The sequence below is a fragment of the Nostoc cf. commune SO-36 genome, assembly GCF_023734775.1.
GTDB lineage: Bacteria > Cyanobacteriota > Cyanobacteriia > Cyanobacteriales > Nostocaceae > Nostoc > Nostoc commune_A.
Window position 1 is genome coordinate 5,885,603 of sequence record NZ_AP025732.1, and the last position, 13,229, is coordinate 5,898,831.

Below are 13,229 nucleotides of genomic sequence, written 5' to 3' on the forward strand. Positions count from 1 at the left end.
AGAATCAAATTTTAATTTTACATTTTTAATTTTGCATTTTTAATTCCCGGAGGGTGGGGGCTTGTACCCAAAATTAATTAATTAAAAATTATTATTTCTTTCAATTTTTAATCTTTAATTTTTAATTAAAACTGGTCAACACAGTGCTAAAAGCCTTCTTTAGCTTGCATTTCTTCACCTTGAGGTTTTGATAGTGCTTGTAGTTCTTCCCAACTATAGTGACTAGGTAGTTCAATTGGTTTGTGATCTGCTCCTAATCCTAAGCCTACTGTCGGCTGGAGTTCTTCAATGAATTGCTCGGTGTATCCTGCCAGTTCATTGGCTGCAACTCCAAGTGCGATCGCACCTGCAACGCCACCAATTGCAGCACCAACCTTACCACCAATTGAGTGGCCTAGTGCGGCTCCTGCAATTCCGCCTCCGGCTGCTCCCAATCCTGTTGCAATAGGATGAGTATTTGGGGGCGTTTGATTTTCATTTTCTTGATTAGAAGTAGAGTGTTCTTCGTTCATAATCTGTTTCTCCTTGAAACTATAATCAGCATGAAACTACTGCTGGCTCAGGCGTACCAGAAGCCACAGAGCAAAACGTTCTAGTCCAACCAACAGGGCAGTGATGCCCACAGCTAGACCAAACAAAATTAAGTTGTTTTCATTGCCAGCTTTTAAGGCAAAGCTTAAGGATGTAGAAACGGCTGGAGGATGCATTACATCTAACAAGATCATCAGCACAATGGTGACGATCATTGCGGTTCCCCCAGACAGATAACCCGAACCTAACAGCCAGCACATAAGTTATAAAACCGATTCCAGCTGCCATCATCTGGGAAATGGCTAGAGTTCGCACCGTATTTGTACCGTGCTGGGGATCGAGATAAATGAGAAAGGCACTAGAAGCGAGGGACGCAAACAACAAACGCTGGCGGGTTAGTACCTCCACTAAGGCAAACATACTTAATATAACTACTGTTGGGGCAGTGGCTAATACCAACTCACCCTTCCAACTGAGGCGGCTACGCAGCGATCGATTCTTACTTCCCAAAGGTTTTAAGCTGGAACGATGGGATTTCATCGTATACTCCTATCTAGTTCCGGCTCTGATGAACGGCGTTGTTCTCCTTGCTGAATCTCTCGCTCTAAGAAATAATTCAGCAAGGTTCGCAGCAAAACGATCGCTCCTAAATTCAAAATATCCTGGCGGGTTGGTGCTACTGCCGTCCGCAAAATATCGCTGGCGACAGTAAATTCCAACCCTAATGCCAGCACTCGCCCCAATTGCAGACGAATTCCTTCTGTGGCATCAAAATGTTGCTTGGAGCGAGAGAATAACAATCGCAAATAAGCAGCAATGCCTCGGATCACTGCTGCGCCAATCACAATTGCTGCGGCAATTTCTGTCCCTGCTGCTAAATAACCAACAATAACTTTTAGCCATATCTCTAAAGGAGTAGTTTCCCTGACCTGCCCTCTGGCTTCCACATTCAAACTCAAAAGCAGAACTAGCCCGAATATGAGGGCTAGGGGCAATATTAAATTAATCAATGAATCTTGTGATGGCTCTTTTCTCATAGCTTTCTACTTCAATCGTTCAGCTAGATAACTGCCAACGCGCAAAGCATTTGCCATAATTGTCAGCGTTGGGTTAGCACCGGAATTTGAAGGGAAAAAACTACTATCTACAACATAAAGATTCTTGACATCATGGGTACGGCAATTGAGATCCAGAACTGAGCTTTTGGGATCTGTGCCAAATCGACAACTACCGCATTGATGGGCAACTGCTTGTTCAGGTATATGAGTGCGAGGATAAATGCTAAATGGCAAGACGTGTTTAGCAGAGTGAGGGATTGACTTGAGTACAGATGTCCATCGGTGAATTAAGCGATCGCTTGCTTCAATATTATTCAGTGTATAGTCAACATGAATCTTGTCGCCCACAACCCGAATCCGATTATTGGGGTCTGGTAAATCCTCTGTTTGCAACCACCAGCCAACCGATCGCTCGGCAAGTAAATGGCGCTCAAAATGAGGAATCAGCTTGACAAATGGAGCCATCAGTGGCGGTGCTTCTCCAGGAATCATATCGGCAAGTACATTACCTGTATTCTGCACCATACCCATCGGATAAGGAAAATCTGGCTCTCCCCAGTAAAAATCATTGACAGCAATTGTTTTTTGAAAGTTGGCGCGATTCACTTCTAAATGTATGGAAACTATAGCTGTTTCCAGTTGCTTCATAAAATTCCGCCCCACCTGATCGGAACTATTTGCTAATCCATTAGGATGTTTGTCATTTGCAGAGCGCAATAGCAAAGCAGCTGAGTTAACAGAACCACAGGCAACAACCACAATATCGCTTGTGAACCAGTGTTTCTCTCCTGCAATTTCAGTTTCTACCTTCGTCACTTCTCGCCCCGACTCACTGGTATGCAGCCGCAAGACTTTGACATTAGTTAAAAGAGTAACATTGGTATACTTTTCACGAGCCGGACGAATGGCGTTGACATCAGCATCGGCTTTTGCTTGTACTAAACAGGGGTATCCATCAAAAGTATCGCAGCGAATGCAGGGACTTTTGGTGCGATCGCTTTCATTAAGCTTTAATCCTAGTGGTAGGTGAAATGGATAATAACCCAGTTCCCGAATGCCATCAGCAAGAGACTGCATATCTGGCTCATGACTCACTGGCGGATAAGGATATGGTTCGCTGCGAGGTGGTTCAGTGGGGTCTTCTCCTTCCTGTCCATGCACGTCATATAGCTTTTCTGCTTGGGTGTAGTATGGCTCAAAGTCTTGATACTTCAACGGCCATTCTGGAGAAATTCCTACTTTATGAATTACCCTTTCAAAATCTCGCTCCCGGAATCGAATTAAGGCTGCACCGTAGAGTTTGGTATTGCCACCAACCCAGTAGCCTGTCTGAGGTTGAAAGGCTTTACCTTCTTTGTTATACCATTGCTCATCTGTATGGTAGCGGTGTTTTTGATAAACTTCCTCTGGATTCCAGTTAGCTTTCTCTCTCGGTAAAAAGTCGCCTCTTTCGAGTACTAGAATTTTTTTACCTGTGGGTGCAAGGCGGTGGGCTAATGTACCTCCACCTGCTCCTGTACCGATAATAATGATGTCGTAATGTTCTTTGATGCTAGTCATAATGCATAATTGGTAATTTCATATTAATTACGGCTTAATTTCTTTGATGCCACAAATTAATTCGGCAATAGCTTAAGTTACTTTATCAAACAGAATTCAGGAGTCAGGAGCCAGAATGGGCTAAACGCCCCGCTATCGCTAACAGAATTGAATTCTGTGCGACTGGTGGATGAATAAACGGGTTTAAAACCCCAGACGCTCGATAGCGCAGCGTTAGCGACGCAGGAGCGTCTGACTCGCTAACGCTTCGCTATCGTCTGCACGGTGTCTACAATTGGTTGGGGTCTGAATCCCCAACGAAAGTGATTCTGACTCCTGAATTCTGACTTCTGAATTCTTCTTCAAAAGTTTTATCAAAATTTAAATAGCTCTAAAGACAGATTCTTATGCTTAGACTAAAGCTTTCATTACAATATTGCTTCTCTCTAATGGATTAATATTTATTTATGCCTAAAGACAGGTTAGTATTTCATTTTAATTTCATTTTTGATTTCTATTGTCTGAATTAGCCATGTAATCTCTTTATAAAAACAGTAAATAAATTTTGCGTTGCATTTTTGATAGAGCTATTAATTCGATTCTGTTAAAAAATATTTAATCTTGAACATAAATAGTCTTTTTGTGCAATCTATATCTATGGTTCAATGTTAATGGAAATGAATAAAGTAAGAATTAGCTTCAATATTGTATTTAGTAACTGATGAAAATAGCTATAAATTTTACACTCAGTTTGTTGGACGATATTAAATATACATCTACAGTATTTTAGTATTAATTTAGACCTGCTATTTATCGTCAGTAGCCAAGTTAAATAACAGGAGATTTCTATGCCTGAAGCCATTGAGATTTATGACGATCGCCTGCGTGCTATTCTACGCCCAGGAGCCTCACTTCAAAAGCTTGCCAACGGTGCAGTCCATAGCGAGGGGCCTGTTTACTTCCATGAAGATAACAGTGTTGTGTGGAGTGACGCTCACGGCAACCGCCTGTTGCGGTGGAGTCTCACTGACAATGTGACTGTCCTACGAGATCCATCTGATTATCAAAGCGGCAATTACCGCGATTTAGAAGGTCGTTTAGTTGCGTGTTCCTCTGGTCTGCGTGCTATTATCCGACGCGAACATGATGGTGAATGGAAGGTTTTAGTCGATCGCTACCAAGGCAAACGCCTGAACAGTCCAAATGATTTAGTAGTCAAAAGTGACGGCATGATTTGGTTCACCGATCCGCCTTATGGGATTACCGAGCCAAACCAAGGTTACGGCGGCGAACAGGAACAACCCGGAAGTTACGTCTATCGCTTTGACTCGGCAACAGGTGAGATTTATCCTGTAGTAACAGACATGGTGCGCCCTAATGGGTTGGCTTTCAGTCCAGACGAAAGCCTTTTATATGTTTCAGATACGGCTGCGTTTAATATTCCAGGGGGGCCTCATCATATTCGTGTCTATGAGGTTGTGGGCGATGGCTATGTAAAGAATGGGCGTGTATTTGCAGTCATTGAACCAGGACAACCGGATGGACTGCGGGTTGACGAATATGGCAATGTTTTTACTAGTTCTCAAGACAGCGTGCAGATATACGCCCCCGATGGAACTCGCTTAGGAAAAATTTTTGTACCGGAGACATCCGCTAACCTGACTTTCGGTGGTAAGGAAAGCGATTCCCTTTCAGGGACACTTCGTGAACGCCTATTTATCACAGCCGGTCATTCGTTATATGTTATCGACCTTAATACCCGTGGTGTACAACTATGATTTATCAATTTGGGTTGGGTGTAGCGATCGCTTTTTTCCTAGCTGCATTTAATTTCCCACAGTTAAGTCCACACTTGTTAAGTTCACTTTCTCCTGTGTATCCTGACGGATTTTCAGGATTGGCACTTTTACTGCTCAGAGTTAGCCTTGGCTGGTTGTTTATACTACATGGCTATCCCAAGATAACGCATCTTCGACAGTGGGCTGAGTCTCTAAAAACGCCTGTCTTTCTTTGCTTTTTATCAGCTGCATCGATGTTAGGTGGGGGAATTTTTCTGATTATTGGATTCCTCACACTTTTAGCAACTTTGCCCATTCTCTGCTCAATGATTTTTGCGATATATTTACACATCACTGGAAGTAAGCCTTTTGTAGCCCAAGATCCATACTTAATTCCTCAAGAACAGTATCAGGGTGCTTTAGGACAAGGTGAACCCCCAAGTTGGGAAAAGGCGTTTATGTATTGCGTTATGCTGATTGCGATCGCAGTTTTAGGCCCTGGTGCTTATTCGCTAGATGCTTTGATTTTTGGACGGTAAATCGGTAATTATAAAAACTGGATTGCAACTAAGGAGATAAATATAATCTTCTCCTATAGATGGATGCTGCGTGGGATAGTTACCAGCTACATATATTTATTATAAATTGACAATTTACTGAGAAACTCAGTCTCAAAATAGGTTAGTGACCCTTGGATGAACTCAATATTTTAATCACAGCGATCGGTGCGATCGTTCTATTTCTTGGACTATTATCTGACTATTTTCGGCGTAATCGGTGGACTTCTGACCTAGGCTGTTGACTTTGTTGGTTTTAAGGCAAAATTATTTCATGCAATAATGATGTTGTTAAAGTGGAGAGAAGTCAAAGTAAATGCAAGAGTTTAAAAGCCCAGTTCCTAGATTAGCACGGCTCTCAAAGAGAAAAACTTTATTTTCAACCCAAATTAATGACACAGAAACAGCATTAACTTTTACTCTCCAAAAAGGCACAGAGTCAACAGCCTAGATTCAGACCCCTCTTGAATAGGAGCCACCAAATTTTTAATTTGGTAGGGGTCTTAAACCCTTGTTTCCTACGGGTATGGGCTTCAGTACTGGAATCAGAATTCCATAAAAGCCTTCTGCCTCCTATCCTCTGCCTTTCTTAATAAGGGAAAATTGTCAGTTTGAACTTGACATAAGTCAGAAAAGTTATTTGAATGACTTACGCTCTGGCCATTGACATTTGCCGACAAGATTCAGCACAGCGACGGCACATATCAGCGCAAGCTTTCATCTGAGCATCGTCACCCATGCGATCGCACTCTTGAGCGCACCGCTCACATATTTCTGCACAAACACCGCAGGTACGGGTGTGCAGTTCAGAAGTTCGGAGCATAAAATTAGCACTGGTTTCACAAATTTCAGTGCAATCAAGCAGTAGCCGAATATGGGCTTGTTCTGCATGATTACCGCCTTTTTGTAAGCAGTAACCCACAGTATTCAAGCAGATGCTATGGCAATCCAAGCAGTTCTGAATGCACTGCTGCATTTCTTGGTTAACTTGATTCAAGGTCAGTTGTTGTATAGCCAAGATTTTTACCTCTCTATTTGTTACATTGCAGACATAATTGCCTTTAGCCTTACCTTATAAATGTAAAGATACAAATGCGTCTACCAATAGGAATGGATAGTATTTATTACTTATGAAAGATCAGCATTTCATAATAATTTCATCTATGTATGCATAATCGTCATCGGCTGGAATTTCCCAGAATTTACAGCAAATTGCAATCAAACGTGCCACAGATAAAAGTACTGAAAGCAATACTGGGGTTTGTTTTAGGATTTATTTTGTAGTGGGTTTGATCGAAAACTGCTGTAATAGGGACAGCGATAATTTTGCTCACATCATTCTGCGGCTTTGCTGATTCCATGTATGAAAAACTCCACGCCACTTGCGGGATGGAGTTTTTGGGCATGGGGAATGGGGCATGGGGCATGGGGCATGGGGCATGGGGAAGAGTCTCTAATGCCCAATGCCCAGTGCCCCAAGTGGCGGGGCAGCTATCCCTCTACAGACACCTGGGGATGGAGTTTCCCGCCGCTTTTAATGAAAATGATTTTGCATAATACCAAAACCCTTGTAGAGACGTAGCACTGCTACGTCTCTACATCCAGATTCATACTTTAATTCAGCAACGCCCATTCTGCAATTAGCAATATTGCGTGTCCGTCAGGATCTTTAACTAGACAACCTTGCTGATAAGGAAAAGAGCGATCGCTAAACTGTACAATCCGCGACGGTACAAACTGAACTCCGTTACGCCGTAGCTTATCCACTAACTGCTCAAGATTATTTACAACTAGCTCAATTTGGATATGTGCAATATCGCAAATTTTCCAGTCACTCGGTATAGGGCGACCTTTTCCAGGCAAAATGTAGTCTAAGAGTTCAATTCCCACACCATCTTGAACAGGTCGCAAGGCTGTAATTTTGACTTCGGCTCCTGCTAAATTATCCAAGCGAGATTGAGTTGCACGCCAGTTGAGACTGCGGCTATCAATTTGCATTCCCAGAAGGTCGCGGTAAAAGTGTAGACTTTGCTCGGTATCGGAAATAGCGATCGCACTATGATCGATTCCCAGAAACAAGTGATGGTTTTTCTGATGCCATTTATCTTTTCCTTTATCAGGCGGAAACCAAATTAACTCTAAATCATGACCATCAGGATCTTTAAACTTGAAAGCGCGGACACCACCAGATGCTTCATTTTCAGGTGGTATTGTCTGCGGCGAAACGGAAATAGGTTCAATGTGAAATGAACGCAAGTGAGCATAAGCGCGATCCATATCACTCACCACAATTGCCAGATGTTGAAACCACAGATCGTTACTTTGTGAATCGTTGGGGATGGGTTTACCCTGAATGTTGAGATACTCCATCAACTTAATAAGTTCGTCACCTAGTCGCAAAGTGACAATGCGAATTTTTGCCCCAGGTACGCCTTCTAAGTCGCTATAATCCTGTCCTTCAACAGTAATGTCAGAAACAAGTTCAAACAAGAGTGCTTGTGTATAGAAATCTAAAGAGCGATGTCTACGACGGGTTACGCCTACGCAATTTGTCACCGTTAAGCCAATAGCTGTAATTCTTTGTACTTGTACATCGGTTTTACTAGACATATTCAACAGCTCTCTGTACTTATAATTAACGTCTGTTAAAGGAGATTATGTTAAGGGAAAAAGCTTTTTAGCACTCCTCACTCCTTATTTACTTTTCTCCTCGTCTCCCAACATTTTTAATAATTTTCTGGCAGCTAAAACACCTAAAAATCCTGCACCAACTACTTCCACTGCTTGCACGACTTTTTTACCTACATCATGAGGATCAAGGTGGAGATGGAAAATCTCTTCATCTACCCATTCCGTTGTTGCTTTAAAGTCATGAATTGGTGTTGGCAATAGCGTTAAATAAGTGCCTTGACGGATTAAATGCCCAGGTTCTCCTGCAACTTCAAAAACATTGAAAAGGTTAGCAGCAGCATCATTTAACCCCAATTTTAAGAGAGTTCCGCGTATATTTACCTTTGCTGGCTTGAGTTCTTCTTCTAGAGCGATCTCTTTCAAATTGTGAGCAATATTAGCTCCTTGTTGATAAGCAACTTGGGCTGTAGGTGGTAGTGAACCATCCTGAACTGCTGCACAATCACCGCCGGCAAAAACTTCTGGAAAGTCGAGCAGTTGCATAGTAGGAGTGACTAGGGGACGGTTATGATGATCCCGATGCTCTTTGGGAATTGGTAAGTCTTGAATTAGTGGATGAGTGGAAGTACCAGCAGTCCAAATTGTGGTGTATGTTGGGAGTGTGTTAAGTTGATTATTGCTCTTATATTCAATTGTGTTAGGGTGAATAGCAGTGGCTTCTGCTCCCATGAGAATTTCAATTGGTATAGTGCGTTTTTGTAATTCTTTCTCAGCAATTGGGCGTAGTGGATCGTTAATATCACCATCAAGGATTTTTTGACCATGATTGAGCAATACCACGCGAATTTCACTCGAATTGCCTCCTAAAGCGCTATACCAATGTGGGAGGAGATCAGCTAGAGTTGCTGCCATTTCCACACCACTTGCACCACCACCAACGATGACTACTGTTAATAGTTTTCGGCGTTGTTCTACATCTGCCGTTTGGACAGCTTTGTGTAAACAGTCACGTAAATGCCGATCAAGAGCGATCGCATCTGCTTGCGTCCAGAAAGGAAAGGCGTATTCTTTAGCACCTTCAACTTGATGATAGCCAGTAACACTGCCCAAAGCTAATACTAAATTGCTGTAATTGTAGGAGTTTCCCGAAGCTAATTTAACTTCCCGTTGATGCAAGTCTATCGATTGCACTGCATCTTGCACAAAAATAACACCACTACCTTTAAGCAATTCCGAAAAACGTGGTACGACTTGAAAGCTATCCATTTCGCCATCGAAATACTCATAAAGTAATGGCTTAAAGCAAAATCGCTCATCTTTATCAATCAAGATGACAGAGCGAGGATAATGTTCGTGAGCTAAATGTAAAGCTGTAAATAGTCCCGCAAAACCACCACCTATAATCACAGTTTGATAAACTGGGCTGTTCATAAAATTCCTCGCAATTCTTGTTAAATCAGATAATGAAAGCTTTATTAGATGAATAAAAACAAAGCTATCAAAATAGCGCTGAGGAACACAGCAAATGCAATAGCATATTCAACTCTCTGACTAAAAAATCCGACAGCAGCAATGAGAGCGATCGCTAGCCCAATAATGCCAGCGTATTGCTCTTTTTGTAATCCGCGTGCAATTAGTGGGTCTTGACCTGGTGCCGGAGTTTCTTGAATTGCTTTTGGAGCGAGTTCTGAAGCTGGTATATCTTGCAAGTATAAATTCATCAAATTACTCCTTAAAGAACTGTGGTTTCTAAATGTTTTTATGCCCGCCAAAGGTAGAGAAGCGAGAAAAGAAAGACCCAAACTACATCAACAAAGTGCCAAAATAAAGTAGTCGCACTTGTCCCGAAGTGAGTTTTATTATAGTTGCCTGGAATGAATGAGCGAATCAGCATAATTATCTGAAGTACGACACCAGCCAGGACGTGTAGACCGTGAAAACCTGTTAGTAAGTAAAATGTCGAACCAACTAACCCTGTAGTAATCTTGAAATCGAGATTTTTCCACTCAATTAATAGACCAACTAAGAAGTAACTTCCCATTGCGATCGTTATTAACCATAGCCAACGAAATTTATTCAGTTGATTATGTTTGAGGGCATTTTCTGCTGGTTGAATAACAAAGCTGCTAGAAAGTAATACTACCGTATTAATAATCACGAGTGTGGACAATTCTGGCCCCGATACACCGGGTGGCAGCCAATTTTTAGTAGTCAGTCGCAGAGCTACATAAGTAAAGATAAAACTCAGAAATATGATGCTTTCTGAGAGTAGGAAAACGGTAAATCCGAACATTCCTTTACCATGATGATCTTCATGACTACCGCCACCAGTTGGTAGGAAGCGCTGTAACCAATTTGGCAAGCGTCGCCGCCACAAATCAAAACGGATTGGACTTTCATCTATATGACGACGTTGCATAATTCAATTGGGGCATTGGGAATTGGGTATTGGGTATTGGGCATGAAGAAGAGACAAGGTAGACAAGGAAGAGGGAGAGACTTATTCAATATTCCCCCTTGTCCTCTTGTCCCCAGTCCCTAGTGTCTTCACTCCCTGTTATCGGAATTTACCATTACTGAATACTTTGGATTGCCGTAGTCGTAAGGAGGTCTTGTCACGGTTGGAATTTCCTCAAAGTTATCTCGCGGAGGTGGTGAAGAGGTTGTCCATTCTAATCCAGTAGCGTGCCAGGGATTATCAACTGCTCTGGGCCCGTAGAGCCAAGAGCCTACTATGTTAGCAATAAAAGGCAGCGTGGATGCTCCTAATAAGAATGATGCTAGGCTAGCGATGACGTTCCATCCTTGATACTGTGGATCGTAGGAAGAAACTCGGCGTAGCATCCCTTGTAAACCTAATGGGTGCATGGAGAAGAAGGTAATATTGGCAGGTATAAAGGTCAGCCAAAAATGTAACTTGCCCCAACCTTCAGCATACATTCTTCCAGTTATTTTGGGAAACCAGTAGTAAATTGCCGCGAAGATTGCCATTGTAATCGTGTTAAAAACGATGTAGTGGAAGTGTCCCACAACAAAGTAAGTATTATTAACGTGGATATCAAATGGCGTGGCAGCAAGCATTACACCAGTAACACCACCAAAAATAAACATTGCTGCACCTCCCATTGCAAACAGCATTGGTGTCTCTAGATGTAGTTTGCTTCTCCAGATGGTGGCTGTCCAAGCGAATGCTTTAATACCAGTGGGTATGGCAACTAACATTGAGGTAGCCATGAAGGTCATCCGCATCCAACCGGGGGTAGCACTGGTGAACATGTGATGTGCCCAAACGAAGATGCTAATCGCAGCAATACCTAATGTGGCGATCGCAACTGACCGATAACCAAATAGGGGATTGCGAGAAAATGCAGGCAAAACCTCAGCAAAAATACCGAAGGCTGGTAGTGCCATAATATAAACTGCTGGGTGAGAGTAAAACCAAAATAGATGCTGGTAAATGATCGGATCGCCATTCCCATCTGGTTTAAAGAATTGTGTACCAACGGATAGGTCAAGCAACAATAGTACCAATGCAGCTGTCAAGGCAGGTAAATTAATCAGTTGCAATAACTGAGCGCTGAAAACCGACCAAACAAACACAGGCATCCGAAAAAATGTCATCCCTGGGGCGCGCATCCAAAAGATGGTTGTCACAAAATTGACAGCCCCCATGATGGAAGAGATGCCTATCAAAACTAGGCTGACTATCCAAATAAATTCACCGTTGATAAACTGATCCCCTGGTACTTGCAGACTAACTGGCGGATAAGACCACCATCCAGCTTGTGCAGTCCCGTTTGGCAGGAAAAAGCTAGATAGTAGTAAAAGACCTGCGGGTGGCAACATCCAAAAAGAGATGGCGTTAAGCAAGGGAAAAGCCATATCCCGCGCACCAATCATTAGCGGCACTAAGTAGTTAGAAAGCCCTGCATTGAAGGGAATAATCCACAGGAAAATCATGATTGTCCCGTGCATGGTGAACAAACCGTTATAAAGCGGGCGATCGACCAGATTTGATTCTGGGGTAAGTAACTCAGCCCGAATCAGCATCGCCAATAACCCGCCAATCAGGAAGAAAATGAAGGCCATCACCATGTACTGAATTCCAATCACCTTATGATCGGTGTTAAAGCTGAAGTATTCCCGCCAAGTATTACCCTGCTGGTTCTGCGATTCTCGATCCCCAGTAATCTCTTGACTAAAGTCATGTGTCATTATTTTGCTTCCTTTTATTGGCAATACCAGGTTGAGCAGGTGTTACGGTATACCAGCCGCTATTAAACAATGTTTTTGGTGGTTGGATATTTTCGGCAACTGCTTGATTTACAGGGGTTTGTTCGCTATTAGCAGTTTGCGTGAGCCACTGATTATATTGATCTAGGGATTCAACGTATACATCTGTTTCCATTAAGGCAAAGTAAGTACCGCTAAATTGAGAATCTTTCAACCGATATTTGCCTTTGCGAATCGGTGTTAGCACAATATCAATGTCGCGCCCTGGAACAATATCCTGTTTTAAGCGAAACTCAGGGACATAGAAACCGTGGATTACATCTTGCGCTTGCAGATTTAAGCGAGTGCTGAGATTGATCGGCAGATGCAGTTGATTGCTAGTAACATTATTTGGATAACGAAAAGACCAATCCCACTGCTTAACGAAAACATCAATAGTCTCAGATGCAGGTTTAGGGACATCGCTAACGGTTGCGGCGGAGGCAGATTCTATGGGTGTGTGCAAATGGACGATTTGCTTTAAACCTAAAATATCTAACTGCTGATAAATATTGAAGCTTTGCAAAGCAATCCACACTACTAATAAAGTTGGGGTTGCTGTCCACAATATTTCTAGCCTTGCATCACCTCTAGAAGGGTGTCCCTCACTATAGTCTTCTGGTGGGGCGCGATGGAATGCGATCGCATACACCATAACGCCAATTAGCCCAAGCAAGGTAAATGCTCCAATTGAGACTAAGAAGCTAAATAAATCATCTACCCGTTGTGCTTCTACTGTAGCTTGGGGAGGCATCCAAGAAAACGCCTGCTGTCCAATCCACCGACTGACGACGAGCAGCACTGCTATATAAACCGCTATTAATACATATTCAAAAACACTAAACATAAAATTCAATAAATTC

15 protein-coding genes are annotated in these 13,229 nt (G+C 42.5%); 3 read left to right on the forward strand and 12 right to left on the reverse strand.

Features of this window, described 5'->3' with window-relative positions:
• Positions 1-146 precede the first annotated feature (146 nt).
• The 5 genes from ANSO36C_RS26800 to ANSO36C_RS26820 are packed head-to-tail and all read right to left on the reverse strand — an operon-like array spanning position 147 to position 3,149.
• Positions 147-512 carry a hypothetical protein gene (locus tag ANSO36C_RS26800; RefSeq protein WP_251957188.1) on the reverse strand — a complete coding sequence of 122 codons (366 nt, stop codon included), beginning with the start codon at positions 510-512 and terminating at the stop codon, positions 147-149.
• Positions 513-548: 36 nt separating this feature from the next.
• Complete coding sequence (locus tag ANSO36C_RS26805) at positions 549-746, reverse strand: hypothetical protein (protein ID WP_323374618.1); 198 nt, start codon at positions 744-746, stop codon at positions 549-551.
• Positions 652-1,071: a hypothetical protein gene (locus tag ANSO36C_RS26810; RefSeq protein ID WP_251960494.1), complete on the reverse strand. Its 420-nt coding sequence runs from the start codon at positions 1,069-1,071 to the stop codon at positions 652-654. The genes ANSO36C_RS26805 and ANSO36C_RS26810 overlap by 95 nt, the downstream gene beginning before the upstream one ends.
• A complete protein-coding gene (locus ANSO36C_RS26815; RefSeq protein ID WP_251957190.1) occupies positions 1,068-1,568 on the reverse strand; it encodes a DUF1622 domain-containing protein in 501 nt (166 codons plus the stop codon). The genes ANSO36C_RS26810 and ANSO36C_RS26815 overlap by 4 nt, the downstream gene beginning before the upstream one ends.
• 6 nt (positions 1,569-1,574) lie before the next feature.
• Positions 1,575-3,149 (reverse strand): GMC oxidoreductase, encoded by a 1,575-nt coding sequence (locus ANSO36C_RS26820; protein ID WP_251957192.1) that lies wholly within the window; start codon positions 3,147-3,149, stop codon positions 1,575-1,577.
• Between the two features lie 827 nt (positions 3,150-3,976).
• On the opposite strand from ANSO36C_RS26820, the gene ANSO36C_RS26825 reads away from it, so the two are divergent.
• The gene (locus tag ANSO36C_RS26825) at positions 3,977-4,906 is read left to right on the forward strand and encodes an SMP-30/gluconolactonase/LRE family protein (RefSeq protein WP_251957194.1); all 930 of its coding nucleotides are present in this window, start codon (positions 3,977-3,979) and stop codon (positions 4,904-4,906) included.
• Positions 4,903-5,445, forward strand: coding sequence for a DoxX family protein (locus ANSO36C_RS26830; RefSeq protein WP_251957196.1), 543 nt, complete (start codon positions 4,903-4,905; stop codon positions 5,443-5,445). Before ANSO36C_RS26825 ends, ANSO36C_RS26830 begins: the two co-directional genes overlap by 4 nt.
• 667 nt (positions 5,446-6,112) lie before the next feature.
• Here the strand turns inward: ANSO36C_RS26830 and ANSO36C_RS26835 are convergent.
• Positions 6,113-6,481, reverse strand: a complete 369-nt coding sequence (locus ANSO36C_RS26835) for a four-helix bundle copper-binding protein (protein ID WP_251957197.1) — start codon at positions 6,479-6,481, stop codon at positions 6,113-6,115.
• A gap of 308 nt (positions 6,482-6,789) precedes the next feature.
• Between ANSO36C_RS26835 and ANSO36C_RS26840 the strand changes: the two genes are divergently transcribed.
• Complete coding sequence (locus ANSO36C_RS26840; protein WP_251957199.1) at positions 6,790-7,020, forward strand: hypothetical protein; 231 nt, start codon at positions 6,790-6,792, stop codon at positions 7,018-7,020.
• A gap of 57 nt (positions 7,021-7,077) precedes the next feature.
• On the opposite strand, the gene ANSO36C_RS26845 is transcribed toward ANSO36C_RS26840, so the two are convergent.
• The 6 genes from ANSO36C_RS26845 to ANSO36C_RS26870 form a co-directional block, all read right to left on the reverse strand.
• The gene (locus tag ANSO36C_RS26845; protein ID WP_251957201.1) at positions 7,078-8,073 is read right to left on the reverse strand and encodes a VOC family protein; all 996 of its coding nucleotides are present in this window, start codon (positions 8,071-8,073) and stop codon (positions 7,078-7,080) included.
• Between the two features lie 84 nt (positions 8,074-8,157).
• Positions 8,158-9,525: an NAD(P)/FAD-dependent oxidoreductase gene (locus ANSO36C_RS26850; RefSeq protein WP_251957203.1), complete on the reverse strand. Its 1,368-nt coding sequence runs from the start codon at positions 9,523-9,525 to the stop codon at positions 8,158-8,160.
• Positions 9,526-9,569: 44 nt separating this feature from the next.
• Positions 9,570-9,815, reverse strand: coding sequence for a hypothetical protein (locus ANSO36C_RS26855; RefSeq protein ID WP_251957205.1), 246 nt, complete (start codon positions 9,813-9,815; stop codon positions 9,570-9,572).
• Between the two features lie 38 nt (positions 9,816-9,853).
• A complete protein-coding gene (locus ANSO36C_RS26860; protein ID WP_251957206.1) occupies positions 9,854-10,513 on the reverse strand; it encodes a cytochrome c oxidase subunit 3 in 660 nt (219 codons plus the stop codon).
• Between the two features lie 128 nt (positions 10,514-10,641).
• Positions 10,642-12,309, reverse strand: coding sequence for a cytochrome c oxidase subunit I (locus tag ANSO36C_RS26865; protein ID WP_251957208.1), 1,668 nt, complete (start codon positions 12,307-12,309; stop codon positions 10,642-10,644).
• A complete protein-coding gene (locus tag ANSO36C_RS26870; protein WP_251957210.1) occupies positions 12,299-13,213 on the reverse strand; it encodes a cytochrome c oxidase subunit II in 915 nt (304 codons plus the stop codon). Before ANSO36C_RS26870 ends, ANSO36C_RS26865 begins: the two co-directional genes overlap by 11 nt.
• Positions 13,214-13,229 lie beyond the last annotated feature (16 nt).